The sequence below is a fragment of the Fructobacillus evanidus genome (assembly GCF_963580165.1).
Lineage (GTDB): Bacteria > Bacillota > Bacilli > Lactobacillales > Lactobacillaceae > Fructobacillus > Fructobacillus evanidus.
In genome coordinates this window covers 134,735-152,888 of record NZ_CAUZLM010000005.1, presented here as the reverse complement: position 1 = coordinate 152,888, position 18,154 = coordinate 134,735, and the positions used below count along the sequence as shown (strand labels likewise).

At 46.6% G+C, this 18,154-nt stretch carries 14 protein-coding genes; 5 read left to right on the top strand and 9 right to left on the bottom strand.

Features of this window, described 5'->3' with window-relative positions; genetic code table 11:
- Window positions 1–74: 74 nt before the first annotated feature.
- The 7 genes from AABI08_RS05340 to argF form a co-directional block, all read right to left on the bottom strand.
- Window positions 75–896, bottom strand: coding sequence for an undecaprenyl-diphosphate phosphatase (locus AABI08_RS05340; RefSeq protein ID WP_338343934.1), 822 nt, complete (start codon window positions 894–896; stop codon window positions 75–77).
- Window positions 897–1,301: 405 nt separating this feature from the next.
- Window positions 1,302–2,687 carry an amino acid permease gene (locus AABI08_RS05335; RefSeq protein WP_338343935.1) on the bottom strand — a complete coding sequence of 462 codons (1,386 nt, stop codon included), beginning with the start codon at window positions 2,685–2,687 and terminating at the stop codon, window positions 1,302–1,304.
- A gap of 410 nt (window positions 2,688–3,097) precedes the next feature.
- Window positions 3,098–4,264 carry an acetylornithine transaminase gene (locus AABI08_RS05330; RefSeq protein WP_338343936.1) on the bottom strand — a complete coding sequence of 389 codons (1,167 nt, stop codon included), beginning with the start codon at window positions 4,262–4,264 and terminating at the stop codon, window positions 3,098–3,100.
- Between the two features lie 162 nt (window positions 4,265–4,426).
- Window positions 4,427–5,161 carry an acetylglutamate kinase gene (gene argB / locus AABI08_RS05325; protein ID WP_338343937.1) on the bottom strand — a complete coding sequence of 245 codons (735 nt, stop codon included), beginning with the start codon at window positions 5,159–5,161 and terminating at the stop codon, window positions 4,427–4,429.
- Between the two features lie 4 nt (window positions 5,162–5,165).
- On the bottom strand, window positions 5,166–6,362 hold the full coding sequence (argJ, locus tag AABI08_RS05320) for a bifunctional glutamate N-acetyltransferase/amino-acid acetyltransferase ArgJ (protein WP_338344403.1): 1,197 nt from the start codon (window positions 6,360–6,362) through the stop codon (window positions 5,166–5,168).
- A 160-nt stretch (window positions 6,363–6,522) separates the two neighbouring features.
- Window positions 6,523–7,554, bottom strand: a complete 1,032-nt coding sequence (argC, locus tag AABI08_RS05315; RefSeq protein ID WP_338343939.1) for an N-acetyl-gamma-glutamyl-phosphate reductase — start codon at window positions 7,552–7,554, stop codon at window positions 6,523–6,525.
- Window positions 7,555–7,632: 78 nt separating this feature from the next.
- Window positions 7,633–8,670 carry an ornithine carbamoyltransferase gene (gene argF, locus AABI08_RS05310; protein ID WP_338343940.1) on the bottom strand — a complete coding sequence of 346 codons (1,038 nt, stop codon included), beginning with the start codon at window positions 8,668–8,670 and terminating at the stop codon, window positions 7,633–7,635.
- A gap of 596 nt (window positions 8,671–9,266) precedes the next feature.
- Between argF and AABI08_RS05305 the strand changes: the two genes are divergently transcribed.
- The 5 genes from AABI08_RS05305 to AABI08_RS05285 all read left to right on the top strand — a co-directional run bounded on the left by AABI08_RS05305 (window position 9,267) and on the right by AABI08_RS05285 (window position 15,244).
- A complete protein-coding gene (locus AABI08_RS05305) occupies window positions 9,267–9,800 on the top strand; it encodes an SAV1803-related protein (protein WP_338343941.1) in 534 nt (177 codons plus the stop codon).
- 386 nt (window positions 9,801–10,186) lie between these two features.
- Window positions 10,187–11,359 (top strand): hypothetical protein, encoded by a 1,173-nt coding sequence (locus tag AABI08_RS05300; protein ID WP_338343942.1) that lies wholly within the window; start codon window positions 10,187–10,189, stop codon window positions 11,357–11,359.
- A 43-nt stretch (window positions 11,360–11,402) separates the two neighbouring features.
- The gene (locus AABI08_RS05295) at window positions 11,403–12,578 is read left to right on the top strand and encodes a metal-dependent hydrolase family protein (protein ID WP_338343943.1); all 1,176 of its coding nucleotides are present in this window, start codon (window positions 11,403–11,405) and stop codon (window positions 12,576–12,578) included.
- 174 nt (window positions 12,579–12,752) lie between these two features.
- Window positions 12,753–13,940 carry an aminotransferase class I/II-fold pyridoxal phosphate-dependent enzyme gene (locus tag AABI08_RS05290; RefSeq protein ID WP_338343944.1) on the top strand — a complete coding sequence of 396 codons (1,188 nt, stop codon included), beginning with the start codon at window positions 12,753–12,755 and terminating at the stop codon, window positions 13,938–13,940.
- Window positions 13,941–14,029: 89 nt separating this feature from the next.
- Window positions 14,030–15,244 carry a PucR family transcriptional regulator gene (locus AABI08_RS05285; RefSeq protein WP_338343945.1) on the top strand — a complete coding sequence of 405 codons (1,215 nt, stop codon included), beginning with the start codon at window positions 14,030–14,032 and terminating at the stop codon, window positions 15,242–15,244.
- A gap of 177 nt (window positions 15,245–15,421) precedes the next feature.
- On the opposite strand, the gene AABI08_RS05280 is transcribed toward AABI08_RS05285, so the two are convergent.
- Both AABI08_RS05280 and AABI08_RS05275 read right to left on the bottom strand, forming a co-directional pair.
- Entirely contained in the window at window positions 15,422–16,762 is a 1,341-nt protein-coding gene (locus tag AABI08_RS05280; protein ID WP_338344399.1) for a M20/M25/M40 family metallo-hydrolase, read from the bottom strand.
- 13 nt (window positions 16,763–16,775) lie between these two features.
- Window positions 16,776–17,951 carry a hypothetical protein gene (locus tag AABI08_RS05275; RefSeq protein WP_338343947.1) on the bottom strand — a complete coding sequence of 392 codons (1,176 nt, stop codon included), beginning with the start codon at window positions 17,949–17,951 and terminating at the stop codon, window positions 16,776–16,778.
- Window positions 17,952–18,154: the final 203 nt, after the last annotated feature.

The following is an 18,154-nucleotide window of genomic DNA, read 5'->3' as shown; positions in this document are numbered from 1 at the left end:
GCCGGTGGCTAAGTTGATTTTTTATAGATTTTAGTCATAAAAAAAGTCCCCAAGCGGGGACTTTTAAAATGAAATTACATAAACATCACGGCGAAGACGATTAAACCAACGACGATTCGATACCAACCGAAGGCCTTGAAGTCGTGTGTTTGCACGAACTTCAACAACCACTTGATAGCAACAACGGCAACGATAAAGGAAACGAAAGTTCCGGTTGCCAAGACGGCCCATTGTTCGCCCGTGAAGGTGTTGCCCTTCAAGAGGTAAGAACCAACCTTGAGGATGGTGACCCCAACCATGGTTGGGATGGCTAAGAAGAAACTAAATTCAGTGGCTACATAACGGCTGGCACCCAAGATAATGGCACCCAAGATGGTTGCCCCTGAACGACTTGTACCAGGCACGATTGACAAAGCTTGGAACAAACCAATAAAGAAGGCTGTGCTGTAACCAATGTTTGCTAAGCTACTAATCTTAGGGGCTTTGTTCTTGTAGATGTTTTCAATCACAATGAACAAGATACCATAAACAATCAAAGCAGTCGCAACAACGGCTGGCTTGTGCAAGTGCTCATCCATAAAATCATTCAATGGCAAACCAATAATGATTGATGGCAGGCAGGCGATAATCACCTTGAACCAGAGGACCCAAGTATCCTGGCGTTCCCGCACAGTCTTCTTGGCGCTAAATGGGTTCAGCTTGCTGAAGTACAAAATCACGACAGCCATGATGGCACCGAATTGAATCACGTATTCAAACATGTTTTCAAAATCTTTACCCTGGCTGATTTGGACGAATTGGCTCACCAAATCAATGTGGCCAGTTGAACTGACCGGCAAGAACTCTGTTAATCCTTCGACAATACCAATAATAATGGCTTTAAAAATGTCAAGCATAATCTCTCCTAGTATTTCTGGAATGCAAAACGCAACCGAATACCCATAGGCATTCGGTTACGGTTTGTAATAACAAACAAGAGCCGCCCGTTTCTTGAAAAAGAAGGGCCAGGCGACATCTGGCGGTGCTTTAGCCTTAATAGGTTAGAATTCATCGTCAAAATCAGTTTACCACAAAGCCTCGTGTTCAAACCTGAGTTTTGGATAAACTTAAACAGTTTTTATTAAATTAGTGGATTGGCAGGCTTGGCGGGTAGAATCAGTTTGAATTAACGGCAAGGGAAGGGAATTGGCATGGGATTTTGGCAAGTGAAAGGACCCTATATAATAGAAGGAAGCTGATTTAAACGAACAAAAAAAGCGCCCGTGTGAACACGGACACTTTGATTAACTAAACACAGTCAATTAAATTGTTGCCACTTCTTGGTTACGGAAGCGTAAGTAGCAGTAGCCGCCGAAGACGATTACCCAAATGATGGCCCCAGTAGCGGGAATAACATCGTTTGGATTAGCGAAGAGTGACAAGAAGACGAGGACGAAGGATACGATGGTAATTGGACTCGTGTAACGGTATCCAGGCATCTTGAAGCCATCCGGCATGAATTCTGGTGAAACACGGAAACGTCGGTGAGCGACCATCGTCATCAAGTAGACTACCAAGTAGAGGTCACTGGCACCACCAGTAACGAACTGGAAGGCATCGCTGATAGATGGGATGGAAGCAATCACGGGTGCGAAGAGCAACAGTGCGCCGGAGAAGAGGATGGCAGGGGTTGGAATACCAGCCTTAGCAATCTTAGCCAATGGCTTCCAGTCTAACTCGCGAGAAAGCTGGTAGAGGTGTCGACCACTTGAGAAGAGGACACTGTTCAAAGCTGAGGAAGCAGAAGTCAAAACCACGAAGTTAATCACAGCTGCGGCTGCTGGCATACCAGCCAACTTGAAGACTTGCACGAATGGACTGTTGCCGGCAGTGATGCTTGTCCATGGCATGATGGACATGATGATGATTAAGGCGCCGATGTAGAACAACAAAACACGGTAAACGGTTTCGTTAATGGCCTTCTTCAAAACCTTGCGAGGGTTCTTGGTTTCACCAATGGTGATGCCGACGAATTCCATCCCGGCCATCGCGAAGAAGACCATTGGGATGGAGCCAAGGAAGGCTTGGAAGCCGTTAGGGAAGAGACTAAAGTTATGGAAAATGTTTCCAAAACTGGCCGTTGCCCCACCAGGGCTCTTAAAGCCGGTCATGACCATGAAGATTCCGGTCACAATCAACGAAATGATGGCGATGATTTTGATCATCGCGAACCAGAATTCTGTTTCACCAAAGGCCCTGGCTGCCAAAATGTTGAGCAAAACCAAGACGGCGAGGAAAGAAATTTCAATCACGGCCGTGTTCCAGGTTGGGAACCAGAACTTGACATAAGTTGCAATGGCCGTCAATTCAGACATTCCGGCAAAAATCAGTGCCAACCAGTAGGTCAAGCCAGCAAAGACCCCGGGGCCTTTGCCCAAATACTTAGAGATAAAACCAACGAAGGTGTGTTGGTCGGGTTGTGAGTAAAGCATTTCACCGATGGCGCGCATCATGAAGAAAAAGAGCGTGCCCAATACGGCGTAGAGAATTAAAATTGTGGGGCCTGATTTTGAAATCGTTGAGCCCGCACCCAGGAAAAGTCCGGTTCCAATGGTACCGCCGATGGCAATCATTTGCACGTGACGGTTGCTTAGAGAGCGCTTGGTTCCGTCTTGATTAACCTCGGTCTCTTGAATAGGTTGTGCCATAAGCATCCTCCTTCTACTTTGAATCTTAGATTCAAACGAACAATTATCATAAATTCCTAATATAAGTCTGTGTTTCGTTGCGATTTCGTCTATCATAGAATGAAAAGATTATGCGAAAAGGATTTTTGTTAGGAAATATGACATTTACCCTTGGGTTAGCAAAGAGTAAGTGTTAAGTAAAAAGGCGAAAATTTGGCGTTTTGGAGATTTTTATGAAAGAAAAAATGATTCTAAAAAAAATTGATTAAAAAGTCAAAAAAGAGAGGAAATTTATCTTGTTTAAAAAGTAACTTGACGTTTTTGGGGCAAAAAATTCGAGCTCAGATGAACTAATGAAATCTTAGTGGGCCAGAATTTTAACCGTTAAATCAATCGGAAAATTCCCAAAAAATAAAAAATGACCATTAAGGTCATTTAGCAGCAACGGCTTGGTCAGTAGCACTAAGTTGTTGAATGGTTTGGCTGATTTTGTCGATAGCCTGGGCCAAATCGTCTTGATTCACAATCAATGGTGGCAAAAGACGCAGCGTGTTGCCACGGGCAGAGAGGGTCAGGATGCCTTCTTTTTGGAGGGCCTGAATGACCTGACCAACAGGCAGAGAATCAGCCAAGTGAATCCCAACCATCAAACCGGCACCACTGATGCCAGTGACGGCTGCTAGCGGACTGAGTTTTTGTTCCAGCTGGTCAAAGAGCCAGTCACCCTTGGCCTGGACTGTGGCCAAGAATTCGGGGTTCAGTTGCTTCAAGACTTCCTTAGCGGCGGACATCACGACCTTGTTGCCACCAAAGGTCGTGCCATGGTCACCTGGCTGGAAGTGCTTGGCAACACTTTCCTTGGCGAGGAGGGCCCCAACAGGCAGGCCATTCGCCAATCCCTTGGCCACCGTAATCATGTCTGGTTCCAAACCGTAGTGTTCAAAGGCAAAACGGTGACCAGTCCGGCCCATGCCGCTTTGGACTTCGTCAATAATCAACAGGGTACCGGTTGCATGACACTTGTCTTGCACTTGGTGCAACCATTCTGCCTGCCCAACATTAATGCCACCTTCACCCTGGATGACTTCGAGAATCACGGCAGCGGTGTCCTCGGTAATCGCATCGAGGGCAGCTGGATCGTTAAATGGCACCATCTTGACTGCCGGCATCAAAGGAGCGAAGCCTTCTTGAATGTGGGGATAGCCTGTCACAGATAGCGAACCGGTGGTCCGGCCATGGAAACCATAGTCAAAGGCAACGAGCTCGTGCTTGCCAGTCGCCTTGTGGGCTAATTTAATCGCGGCTTCATTGGCTTCGGTCCCAGAGTTACAGAAAAAGGCCTGGTAACCATCTGGGCAGAGGTCTGCTGCGACTTCTTCGGCGAGCTGGTTTTGGTATAAGTTGGTAATATGCCAGACCTTTTCCACCTGGTCGGCCACGGCCTGCTTAATTTGCTGGTTGCTGTAGCCAAAGTTGCAGACACCAATACCGGCAGTCAGGTCGAGGTATTCCTTACCCTGGTCGTCGATGAGATAAGCATCGTGTCCATCCACGATGTCAAAGGGGAATTGGTCGTAAGTATGCATAGTCGTTGTCATGGTAAAGCCTCCTATTGGTTCTACTGGTCTGTTTTAGGATGGCGAAAATCAGGGACTTGTTCGCCGTTTTCCACTACTAAGCGGTCAAGAAGGCGCACTTAAAAAAGCCTGGGCTTACAGTCCCCAAAAAAGCGAGATAAAATTGTCGATTTTTTGTCCGTATCATAGTTCTAACTTTGTTCCTTGGCCAAGGTGATTGGTAATGGTAATCTTGTGGACACCATGGTGCAGAGCGGAAAACGCGGCCTGGAGCTTGGGCACCATGCCAGCGGTAATCAATTCCTGGTCAATCAATTGGTTGGCTTTGAGCGGGTTAAGGGCTGTAACGACTTCTTCGTTGACGAGGACTCCCGGGACATCGGTTAAGAGGACCAGCTGGTCGGCTGATGCCATGGTAGCCAGTGCCTGAGCAGCTGAGTCGGCGTTCACGTTGAGGGTGCCATTTGGGCCGCTGGCGAGTGAGTTGACCAATAACACGGGGTTTTGCTCGTTGCTCTCTTGGTTAACCTGTGCCAGCACCGCTTCATCGATGCCCGTGACCTCGCCGACCTCGCCATACGTGTCCTGATCAAGGTAGTCGGCGGTGAAGAGGGGACCGGCTTCTTGGTTCACGGCGAGGGCTGGGATACCTTCCTGGGCCAGCTGATTTTGAAAATGAGGCTGGATGACGTTGGTCAACAGGTGGCTGGTGAGGGCCAGAACGCTTGGTGGCGTGACGCGAATTCCGTCAATCTTTTCGGTTGGTAGGTCAAAGAAGGCACAGGTGGAGGAAATCAGTTGCCCACCACCGTGCAGGATGACCACTTGCTGGCCTTCCTTGGTCCATTCCTTGACTTGGTGGAAGAAATCGTCTTTTAATTGGCTGATGGCATTGCCACCGATTTTAATGACAATCATGGTCTTAACCCTCGTAGGCAGCGTTGATTTCAACATACTTGTAGGTCAAGTCACAGCCCCAGGCTTGGCCAGTTGCTTCGCCAACGTGCAAGTCAATGGTCAAGTCGATTTCATCTTGGGCAAGGATGGCTGCTACTTGGTCTTGGTCAGCCAAGACTTTTTGGATGTCCTTGACGAGCGGCACATCGGCCAAGAAAATATCGAGGTGGTTGGGGCTGATTTGCGCTTGGGTTTGGCCAATGGCTTGGACGATTCGACCCCAATTGTTTTCTTCGCCAAAGAGCATGGCCTTGATCAGGTTGGAACCGACAATCGCCCGGGCAACCTGGTTGGCTTCAACTACTGAAGCAGCGTTGACAACGGTTGCTTGGACAAACTTGTTGGATCCTTCGCCATCCTGAGCGACCATCTTGGCCAATGCGACCAAAACCGCCTTTAGTCCGGCTTTGAAATCAGCCAAGGCGTCGGCTTGTGCTGCACTTTGGTCAAGCAGTGCGTTTTCCGCTTGGCCGTTAGCAAGGACGAGGACCATATCGTTGGTGGACATGCAGCCATCGACCGTGATTTGATTGAAGGAAGATTGAATCAAGTCGGATAGAAGACCCTGGAGGGCTTCACCCGTGATGTTGGCATCCGTGGTAATAAAGCCTAAGGTAGTGCCCATGTTTGGGTGAATCATACCAGAACCCTTGGCAATCCCCGTAATGGTAACGGCTTGGCCAGCAACCATGACGGAAACCGTGGTCTTCTTTTCGCAGGAGTCCGTTGTCAAAATGGCGTGGGCAATGTCGGATTCGGGGGTCAAACCTAATTGGTCCAGGCCGTTTTCAATTTTGTCCATTTCCAGTTGCTTACCAATGACACCGGTCGAGGCAACGGCCACGAGGTCGGGGTCGATGGCTAATTTAGTGGCAGCCAGTTGGTGGGTTTCAGCTGCGTGCTCCAAGCCTTCTTGGCCGGTGAAAGAGTTCGCATTACCAGAATTAATCACGATGGCTTGGAGCTCGTGGTTCTGGTTAATCAGATTTTTGGTGAACTGCACCGGAGCGGCTTGGAATTGGTTTTTGGTATAAACGCCAGCGGCTACGGCTGGAACATCTGAAACAATCCAGGCCATATCGAGTTGTTGGTCTTCTTTAAAGCCCGCATGGGCCGTGCCCGTTTGGAAACCTTTGGGCCAGGTAAAGTCAATTTCTTGCATAAGAAGTTCTCCTTTTCTTCTATATAAAGGGGGTTAAATGTTTGTTTATTTTGGTCTAGGTGTTGGTAGGATTGGTGGGGCGATGCAAAGGTTTAAGCGACCTCGTTATGACCGGTCCCGCCAAAAATCTTATCAGGCCACATCTTATACTCAGCCCTCCTTAAAAGGCTAAGGCTGTTAATTCCAATCCAGCAGTTACTGGGTAGTTCAGCAACTGGTTCATGTTTTGGATGGCTTGTCCGGCTGCGCCCTTAAGCATGTTGTCAATGACGGAGTCAATGGTCAGGTAACCAGTAACGGGATTGAAGGTCAGGCCAATCTTGCAGTTGTTGGTTCCGATGACGGACTTGATGTCGGGCAGGTAATCGTCGCAAATTTGGACGAATGGATCCTCATCATAGAGGTCATGGTAGTAGTTAAGAATCGCCATTTCGTCAATGCCGGGCTTAACCTTGGCATAAATCGTGGCCATAATGCCGCGGTCGATAGGGACCAGGGTGGTCATGAATTGCAGGTGTTGAACCTTTGGGTTCCACTTGCTGAGCTCGGCCAAGATTTCTGGAATATGCTTGTGCTGGTTCGCCTTGTAAATCTGTAGGTTTTCGTTTGATCGGCTAAAGTGCGATGACGAGCTCAGTGACTTGCCGGCACCGGACAATCCTGATTTGGCATCGACGACAATCGAATCGGGATCGATCAAATCACCCATGACAGCGGGGGCTAATCCCAAGAGGGTGGCCGTTGCGTAGCAGCCGGGGTTGGCGATGTATGAGGCACCCGGATTTTCGTAGATGTCGGCCAAGCCGTAGTAGGCGTTTTGCAAATCAGCTTCCTTAGCTGGGCTGAGGTGGTACCACTTCTCGTATTCGGCTGGGTCCTTCAGGCGGAAGTCACCGGAAAGGTCAATCACGGGGAAGTGAGCCTTCAAGAAGGGTTCGGCCAAATTGATGGCAACCCCGGCCGGCGTTGCTAGGAAAATCAGGTCGTTGTTGGCCATGATTTCTTGGCTATCGTAAGGATAGGCGAGCTGGGGATGTGGCAAGTTCAAACGGGGGTTGAGGTCGACAAGGGGGATAGCATCGTCTAAATCGTGTTGGTAGACGTTAATCGTCTCGACTTCGGGGTGTTCTTGTAAGAGGGCGTAAAGTTGCATGCCGGCATAACCGGTAACGCCTGTAATCGCGGCATTCATAGCAAGCTTCCTTTCTGTGTTACTAATATGGGAATTCTGGCCGCGAAGATCAATCTCTTGCTTGGCCAATCAATGGTTTTAAATTTTTGGAATAAATTGGGTGCCGAGTGTGGTGGCCATCATGGCCTTGATCCCGTGCTTTCGGTTTTCGGCTTCATCGAATTGGCGACCGTATTGGCTTTGGAAGACCTCGTCGGTGATTTCCATTTCCTTGAGGCCATACTTGACGTAAACTTCCTTACCAACTTCGGTCCGAAGGTCGTGGAAGGCAGGCAAGCAGTGGAGGACAATCAATTGACCGTCATCGAGGTGGCCAGTCATAGCCAAGGCGCTCATGTTGACCTGGTAAGGAAGGAGTAAGTCGATGCGTTCCTTCCAGTTATCCTCGCCCATGGAAACCCAAACATCGGTGGTGACAACGTTGGCGTCCTTTAAGCCGGTGGCCAAGTCAGAAGTGATGGTGATTTCAGCACCGGTTTCCTTGGCATAACCCTGGGCAATTTCTAAGACTTCAGCAGCCGGTTGCAATGATTCCGGACTAACAATGGCAACGTTGACGCCGGCCATCGCACAACCAACTAGTAAGGAGTGGGCCACGTTGTTGCGGCCATCACCGAGGTAGGCAACCTTTAAGCCGGCTAAGTGGCCGAAGTTTTCCTTGATAGTCATCAAGTCGGGGATGGTTTGCGTTGGGTGCCAGTCATCCGTTAGGCCGTTCCAAACGGGAACGCCGGAGTATTTAGCCAAGGCTTCGACACTTGATTGGCGGAAGCCACGGAATTCAATGGCGTCGTACATGGAACCCAAAACCTTAGCGGTATCTTCAATCGATTCCTTGTGGAACAAGTGGATTTCGTCCTTGCCCAAGAAAACGGGATGGGCGCCAAGTTCGTTGGCCGCCGTAGTAAAGGCGGACATGGTTCGCGTTGAGTTCTTTTCAAAAATCAAGGCGATGTTCTTGTCGGCCAACAGCTTGGTATGAATGTTTTGCTTGGCCAGTCCCTTTAAGTGCAAGCCGTAATCAACCAAGTAGTTTAGTTCGTTGACTGATAAATCAGTCTCCTTCAAAATGCTCTTACCGTAAAATTGGTTTTGAAAAAATGTTGTTGTTGTCATAATCTGTTCTCCTCTAGCCGATAAATCAAATAAAAAAACGCCCTCTGACAGACGATTATTCTGTCAGAGGGCGTTTTTGCGCGGTACCACCTCAGTTCCTAGAAGGTTTGCACACTCCCAGCTCAGCAAGTCAAAAAAGACTTTGGCGGTAACGGGCCATTGACCGATTCTTTCTACTCATTTCGAAAGATAACTCACGGGCACGATTTAGTTGGTTTGTTTGGCCGGTTCTCACGAATTAACATCCAGCTTTTCTGTGAAAACAAAGTCAACTAAAATTTCCGATCATCGTTTTTTGATTAACATTGGCTTTTCGCCAACTTGTTGACAACAGCATAATGAATATTTTTTCGCCTGTCAAGCATTAATTAGAGAAAAGTGAGAAAAATGTGAGCTCTTTCTTGGTTAAAATTCATCTGAAAAATCAGTCTGGGCGCTACTTTGACGGATTCTTTGGTGCTGATAAAAAAATATTTAGAATTAGGCTGATTTTTCAGTGGAAAATTTTGGTAAAACAGGTGATTGACCAGAAATTTTATGGTTGTTGCGGTAAGATGGGGGAAGAAAGTTTATCAACAGCTAAAAGGAGACATGCCATGACAGAACAACTCGACCAATATATGCAATTGCTGAAATTATCCTATTCGGATGCCGTGGCGGAACTTTTACAAAAGTACGGTCCGGCCAAGGATAATTACTTTGCTGAAGATAACTACCAGGCCTTTTTGGCTGGCGAAACGTATTCTTTGCCAAAAAATCCAGCGATTGATCGGACGGCAGAGGGCCTTTACTGCCATCATATCGATGAAAGTCGGTACCTTAACTTGGCCGATCCGGCCATGATTAAAGTGGAACAGTATCCTTATGCTAGTCAACAAAAGACTCGCTTGGTCTACTGTAACTTAATCGAGCACGCCATCCTGCACGCCTTGATTGCCATTGAAAGCAAGCAAGAGTTTGGCTATGCCGAATTGGAAAAGGAATTGAAGCCACAAATTGAAAAGTGGTATATCGAGGGTGAACAGCCAACGAGTCCGGCGGAGGTAGTGGCATGCTACAAGACGGCCTATCTTTCAGCCGATGAAACCTTTAAGCTGATGATCTTTATCAAGGAATTGGTCAAAAAATAGCCTAGGGGTGTCTGAGTGGCTTTACGACCAGGGATGTGCCGACCGTCCGCCAGAAAAAACCACCAAAACAACAAATAATCGAGTAAGCGCTCTTCCTCATCAACCAAAAGTTGATGAGGAGGGGCGTTTTTTTACGTCTGTGTAACGAAAAAAAACGGTGGAAAAGGTCAAAGAGAAAGGGCTTTCAATTCCCAATTTAGCAATTGTTTGGAATGAATTTTCAACAGGGGGCTGATTTTAGCCGAAGATTACGTGTTGATTTCTTTTGGCTATTTTTCACGAGGGCGCATGAATTTTTTGTTTATTTGTTCAAATTATTATTTTGGGGAAGTCTCTATACTGGGGACCAAGCAATACAAATCCACGCAAGAAATGAGGTGATTCATATGCAGACTGTCATTGCTCTTAGCGTCATCATGCTCTTCCTCTTTGTCGGGGAGTGGGTGTCAACGCTAAGTAAGGCCTACATCCCGTCGGTCTTTGTCACAGCCGTGCTGTTTTTAATTGGTTACTGGACGATTGTTCCAAAAAACGTGACCACCACCGCGACCTTTACGCCAGCCTTTACCACCATGATTCAGGCAGCGCTCTTGGTTCACATGGGCACGTTGATGGACTTTAAAACGCTGCTCCACCAATGGCGAGCTGTCGTGATTGCCCTGTGTGGCGTTGCCGGTACAGCCCTATTGGCCATGGGTGGTGGCTTGTTACTTTTCAACTGGAAGACGGTCATCGCCAGTGTGCCACCGTTGACCGGTGGTATTGTTGCCGCCTTTCTGATGAGTAATGGGCTAAAGGCGGCGCACATCACGGCCCTGGTTTCCTTCCCGGTTTCGATGTTCGTTGTTCACAGCATCATTGGTTACCCACTAACGGCCTTTCTTTTGAAGAAAGAGGGCAAGCGCCTGCTAACGAATTACCATCGTGGTGAATTCGAGGAGGTTGCAGAACCCGAACAACCGGAGGAAAGTAAGCCAAAGTTCGTTGATCGACTACCTAAGATTTATCAAACCTCGGCCTTTCAGATTTTCACGGTCATGGCCCTGGCGGGCTTGGCTCTTGGTGCCGCAGCACTGATGAAGAATGCAATTAATCCTTACATCATTTGCTTGGTCTTTGGGGTTATCGGTCACCAGGTCGGTTTGCTTCCCAGCCATGTGTTGGAAAAGGCTGGTGTCTTTAACTGGTTGATGTACGGTCTGCTTTCCTACATCTTCTCGTTTTTGGCAACCGTCACGCCACAGAACTTGGTCAACATTTTGATTCCAATCGTGACGATGATTCTTCTTGGAATCTTGGGCATGTTTATCGTTTCCTTCCTGCTGGCTAAGCCATTAGGTTTCTCACGAGAAATGGCCTTTGCCAGTGCACTAACCGCACTCTTTGGTTTCCCAGCTGACTACATTGTGACGCATGAGTCGGCCAAGAACTTGGCTCAAACGCCGGAGGAGGAAAACTACATTTTGGCGAACACATTGCCAAAGATGCTGGTCGGTGGATTTGCCACAGTTTCCGTTGCTTCCGTGATTATCGCTTCGATTTTCTTGAAGTTGTTGTAATGATTTGAGTTGTTGTTTTGAACAAAAGAAAGGATTAATTCTTATGAGTACGGTATTTACAAATGCAAACATTTTCGATGGCATCAAGGATGAAATCACCAAGGACGCCTGGTTCTTGGTCGATGATGACGGCAAAATCAGTGAAACGGGCACTGGTACAGCACCAACAGCCAGCGAAACAGTTGATTTGAACGGCCAATACGTGATGCCCGGCTTGATTAATGCCCATACCCACGTTTCCTTGGATCCCAATACCCATGATGGGGATGGGTTCGCCGATATCGTGACCGTCACGGTTCGCTCGGTCGAGCACTTGCGCCAATTGTTGAAATCAGGCGTAACCTATGTCCGCGGTTGCGGTAGTAGCTACGGGGTTGACCGAACGTTGGCTAAATTGCAACGAGAAGGCAAGTTGGAAAAGGTACCACAAATCATGCCTTCCGGCGCACCAATGACCATGTCCGGTGGCCACGGCATTTTGTTCCACGGTGGCAACGTCACGGACTCACCCGATGAAATGCGGAAACAAGTTCGCGAAAACTTTGCCGATGGGGCCCAGTGTACCAAGGTCATGGCGACCGGTGGTGTTATGTCGATTAACGACAACATGGTCCAGCCACAATTGAAGATTCCTGAAATTGCGGTCGCTGTTGAAGAAACTCACAGCAAGGGCAGTATCGTGGCCGCCCACGCTGAAGCGAACCCAGGAATCATGAATGCCTTGAAGGCTAAGGTTGATTCAATTGAGCACGGGGACTATCTGACGGATGAAGAAATTCAGATGATGGTCGACCAGGGGACCTACCTGACGCCAACGTTGTTGGTTGTCCAAAGCATGGTCGACCACAGCGATGAACTCCCCGATTGGGAAGCTCAAAAGAACGCGGAGGTCAAAGAAGCTGGCTTCCGCAATTTCCGCAAGGCTTACAAGGCGGGCGTCAAGCTTACCTTGGGAACTGACGCTGGCTGCCCATTTACTAATTTTGATGAAACGCCAAAGGAATTTGAAATCATGGTCGACCAGCTCGGCATGACGAATTTTGACGCTTTGTCGAGTTCCCATCACTCAGCTACCTTGATGAAGCTCGGGGAATATGGTGAATTGGCTGCCGGTAAGTACGCTGATTTCTTAGTTTTGAAGGACAACCCATTGGCAGACGTCAAGGCCGTTCAGCAAGCAGACAAGCAGGTTTATCAAGCTGGTCAGCGCCAATTTTAATTAGATAATCGACTTCGTTGGCTACTTTTCAACTGTTAGGGGCGTTGTGTTTCGTTGCGATTGATGAAAAAGAACTTATCCTAACAGGCGGAAGCAGACAACGAATTGGATTGATGTCATTAAAAAAGAGTGTTGGCTGGTTATGAACTGAATGAAAAGAATCGAGGTGTGAAAATGAACCAAAACAGTATTATTCGCGATGCTATTTTGTCGATGCCACCAGAGGGCATTTCAACCTTTAGTAAGCAAATTGAAGACATTCCGGGCATCATTAAGTTGACCGTCGGGGAACCGGATTTCGATACCCCCGACCATATTAAATCAGCTGGGATTTGGGCGATTCAAGAAAACGACACCCACTATACGGATCCGCTAGGAACCTTGGCGGTTCGTCAAGCGGCAGCCGACTTCGTAGCGAAAAAGTATGGAATTTTCTACGACGCCAAAACGGAAGTCGTCACGACGATTGGCGTGAGTGAGGCCATCCTGGATGTCTTCTTGGCATTGCTCGAACCAGGCGATGAGGTCTTCCTGCCTTCACCGGTTTTCCCAGTTTACCAAGGAGCGATTAGTATCGCCGGTGGGAAGGTCGACTATATCAACCTGGCCAACGATGACTTCAAGCTGACTCCTGAGCGTCTCCGCCAGGAGGCTCAGGAAAACCCAAAGGCAAAGACGATTTTATTGACGACGCCCAGCAATCCAACTGGTGTCAGTTATGAAGACGATGAGTTGGAGGCCTTGGCGGCCGTTGCCCGCGAGTTTGATTTGACGGTTATTAGCGACGAAATTTATGCGGAAATTACTTATGACAAGGTGCATAGTTCAATTGCGAAGTTTATTCCGGAACGGACGATTGTCTTTAATGGCTTGTCCAAGTCGCATGCGATGACCGGTTGGCGTTTTGGGGTGATTTTCGCCCCCGCATCCTTGATGGAAGGGATTGCCAAGGTTCACGTCTTTAATAGCTACGATGTGTCTTCAATTGTTCAAAAAGCAGCGATTGAGGCCTTCACGGTGGGAATTAATGACATCGAGCCGATGAAAAAAGTGTATAAAGAACGACGGGACTTGGTGCTGGCCGCTCTTGAAAAAGCCGGCATTGAGGCAGTCACCCCTGAGGGAGCTTTCTATATCTTTGCCAAAATTCCAGCGAACTACGAAAGTAGCTTAGAATTCTGTACTGATTTGGCGGAGCAGGCCCGGGTCGGCGTTGTGCCTGGGGATGCTTTTGGCCCCGGTGGCGAAGGTTATTTCCGGATTAGTTATGCAACAAGTACGGCTAATTTGGAAATGGCCATGGATCGTTTGACTGATTTTTTAGCAGATGATGACCTTGCATTAAAATCACAAGAGGCTTAAGATATGTGAAACAAATCGAAGGGGAGAGGGTCGAAAAAGATGTTGGGATAAGTAAGTGAAGATTCTTTTGAGTGGACCCGAGAATCACTATGCTGCATAAAGTTGAAATGCCCATTTTGGCGGAAGAAAACGAGCAACTATCGGCGATTATGGATCAAAATCTGGCCATTTCTAAGTACATTTTGGCCAAACAGCCGGATGATCAAATTCTAAATCAGATTACGGCGATGCTCGGCGTCGATGCCTACATCATCGACTCTTTTGGTCGGCTGAAAGCCAAGAATAGTACGGCCGATATTGATGAAGAACTCCTGGCTTACACCAGCAAAGATCTTGATTTAATCAACATGGAAGAGCCTCAAACTATTTTTGAGCGCTATACCATTTACCCTCTCAAAACGATCGATAAGCTGACGCGTCGGTTCGTCATTTTTGCGGCAATTCCCGCTAAAAAATCAGCAGAGGACTTGCTGATTTCAAACATGGTCAACCTGCTTAGTCTTGAAAGTCTGCAGGTCCACATCAACGTCAAAAACGAGCGCCAACGCAAGAGTGAGGTCTTTGAAACTTTTATTGCCCAACCGATTGCTAAGGAGCCGTTTGTCGGAATTCTTAAGTTGAATGGCTTGGATATTGATGACCAATATCAGGCATTTGCGGTCGACGAGGCCAGGTCAAAAAATACTGGTAACCATCAATTTGTGATGCATCGGGTGGCGGACTATATCTATTGGTATTTCAATAAAATCAAGCAACCGATTGTCTTGCTAAATTGGAATTTCAAAATTTTTGCCTTAGTCAAGGAAACCCCTGATTTGCCGGATATCTTACCGGATTTGGAAAAATTCCTGCTCGCCCATTTCCCCAATGAGCGCAACCTAATCGGCTATACGATGTATCAAAAATCGTTGGTCAACTTCCAACAATTGCTCGACGAGGCCGACAAGGCCCTTGATACGGCCAAAAATCGCCAGTTGCAAAGGCCGCACCAGTACAACCCCCAACAGGTGACGGATGTCTTGCGACTGGTGCCCAAAAAAGAAGCCACCATCTTCGTCGATGCGGTCCTCCAACCGCTCTTCGAGCTCAAGGTGGCTGACCAAGAACAGTATCTTTCCCTTTTAATGACTTTCTTTTCTTCCAACGAATCAATCGCCAAAGCGGCTGAAGCGCTCTTCATCCACCGCAACACGGCCTTTTACCGCTTGCAAAAAATTGAAAAAATCCTCGATATGGATCTCAGCAATGCAGATGACAATGAAAAGATGCGTCTAGCGGTTCAGCTGTATGAAATTTGGTATTAGGGCGGATATTACTTGCTAAGGTGCACATGAAAATTGTTGAAATAGGTGAAAGTTTCCGCGATCGCTCAAAGCCAGTTCATTTTATTTATGAGTTAAAAAGCTCCTCAGACTTGAAAGACTGAGGAGCTTTTATTAATTATTTAAAGAATATAACCCTTATAAGCAATGATATCTGATTTATTTTTCAGTTCCGTAAGCAGTTAAGAGTTTGGCCATATAAGCTGATCCATCGATAAAGTCTTGCACTCGAATATTTTCATTTGGTGCATGAGGACCACTACCTGCGTAGTGGATACCAACCATCACGATTGGGTCGTTTAATACGTCATAAAATGGATAGGCAGGACCGCCCCCAGCCATGTTTGGTATGAGAGCGACTTTACCTTGGTAAACCTCCTCGGCTACTGACTTTGTTAACTGGATGAATGGATCAGTTAGGTTTGTTCGGAATGGCTTAACACTGGCTGTTTTTGTGATTTTTATATCTGTAAATCCATTTTGGCCTAAATGCTGTCGGATTAGTTCAAAAATCTCATCTGGATCCTGGTCAGGAACCAACCGACAGTCAATTTTTGCAGCAGCTGACTTTGGAATAATGGTTTTAACGCCGGCACCCTGGTATCCAGAAGACAGGCCATTTATCGTCATAGTAGTGCCGTTGACAAGGTCGTACTCATGATTATTTGATACTAATTTATCAGTCAAAATTCCTGCATTCTGGATAGCCTGACGAGTATTGAATGAGGTGCCATCAACAACCGCCTGAGTTTCGGGCGTTAGTTCTTGGACTTTGTCATAAAAGCCAGCTACTTCAATTTTTCCCGATATTGATTTCATCGAGTTTAGTGCTTGAACAAGCCGCCAAGCTGCATTTGGGGCATAGGTTGCTAGCGATGAGTGAATATCACGAGTGGCCGTTTTGACCTCTAGGTCAAGAGCAATCACGCCTTTTAAACCACAAGTAATTTGAAAATCTTCATTTTCATCTTTGCTGCCACCTTCCCAAATACAGACATCTGATGCCAGTTCTTTTTGATGGGCTGAAACGTATTCATCAACTTTTGGACTACCAATTTCTTCGGAACCTTCAACAAAAAATTTCATATTGACTGGTAGACCACCGTTTTCCATAAAGTACTTAATAATCGTCAGTCGTGAAATTAATTCGCCTTTGTCATCACAAATGCCACGAGCAAAGATTTTTCCTTCTCGGACGGTCGGGATGAATGGATCGCTCTTCCATTCGGAGAGTGGTTCGGGTGGTTGAACGTCATAATGGTTGTAAAACAATACTGTTTTGTCACTGTTTCCCTTAAAAGAAGCATAAACAATTGGATTGGCTCCTTGGTCATGCCAAGTTTCAGCAACTTCCGCACCTAATTCTTTAAACTGTTGTACGAGCCATTTCGTAGTCTCTGGAATCCCCTTGTTTTGAGTTGAGATACTTTGAAATGTTAGGTAATCGAAAAAATCAGTGATGTGATTTTGAACATATTCGGTAATTTTGTTATTAACCATTTTTATTCTCCAATCATAACAGTTTCATAAAAATTGAAGCGATGATAACCGAGGCGACTGAAACGGTGGCAAAACCACCGACGAGCATCTTTGGCATCATGTTATTTAGAAGATAATTTTTTTCTTCTTCATTTTGCGCAACGTTATTGGCAACTTCATTTGTCATAATGTAGTCTGCTGGAAAACCAAATAAGGCGGTCAAAGCACAGGCAAATGCCATTTGCCAAGACATACCAAATGGTTTTGATAATGCCCAGGATGCCAAGAACATGCCAAGCATTCCTAACAAGATTAAGACGATGATCTCACCAATGATGGACAGCATACCATTTGGCGTGACAACGCTTAGTTGTGAAAAGACGAAGGCAATCAATCCATACATGAGCCAGTTGGAAACCCCAGCTTTCTCTAGAACTTTGTCTTCCAAGAATCCAAGCTGATGAGCTAAGACACCAAAAATAAGGTAGACGACGTTAACATTAAGGAAGTTATGAGTTAACATGCCAAATAATTGAGCTAATAGAGCGACAGCTGCTACTTTGGTGATCATGTATGCTGACGTGCTATAGCCCTCCGGTACTACTGACTTTTTGGTTACTTGATTTTCGTCTTCAACTTTGGTTACAAGGTCTGGATTTTCAGCCTTTGCCTGTGAAAAGTTGGATAATAACCGCTTACTTTCCGATTTGAGAAGAGCAGCTGTTAGTGGGTAACCAAAGATTGAATGCGTAACAAACATAGTAACAGGTAGTGCAATAAAGGCGGTCAATCCTTGAGCCTTTAAACCAGTTACCATAAGTGTTGCTGAGACGAGGCCTCCAGTTAAAGGCGGAATAGCAGCAATGACCGATTTCCAGTTAAAGAAGAAGTGGCCGACGATTAGTGTTAAAGCGATAGTGCCACAAACGCCCAGTAAGGAAATACAGACCGCTTTCCACTGCTTCAGCAGTTGCTTCAGGCTCATCAATGTTCCAAGATGAACGAGAAGTAGGGCGATACAAATTTGGGCGAATTGTGGACCAAAAGAAGCAGAAGCAACGAATGTTTTGGGCATGAAAGTCCAATAACTGATCACAAATAAGATGGCAGTAATGAAAACTGATGGGATGTATGCATGGCTGGCCTTCGATACCCATTCACCAATTAAGATGAAGAGCATGACCATAAAAATTGAAAATACAAAAGACATTCGATATACCTCTTCTCATTTTTTTATTTTCCAAATGACAAAAGAAAAATCCGTACAGACAATTATTGTTTGCACGGATCTCGAGAAAAAATATTTCCGTACAGTTTATGGTTGCCTGTGCGGATTTACAAAAAAGCTAATGTCGAAAAAACTAGCTGATTATTCGCACAGGCTGCAAAATGATAATTGACAAAATGACAGTA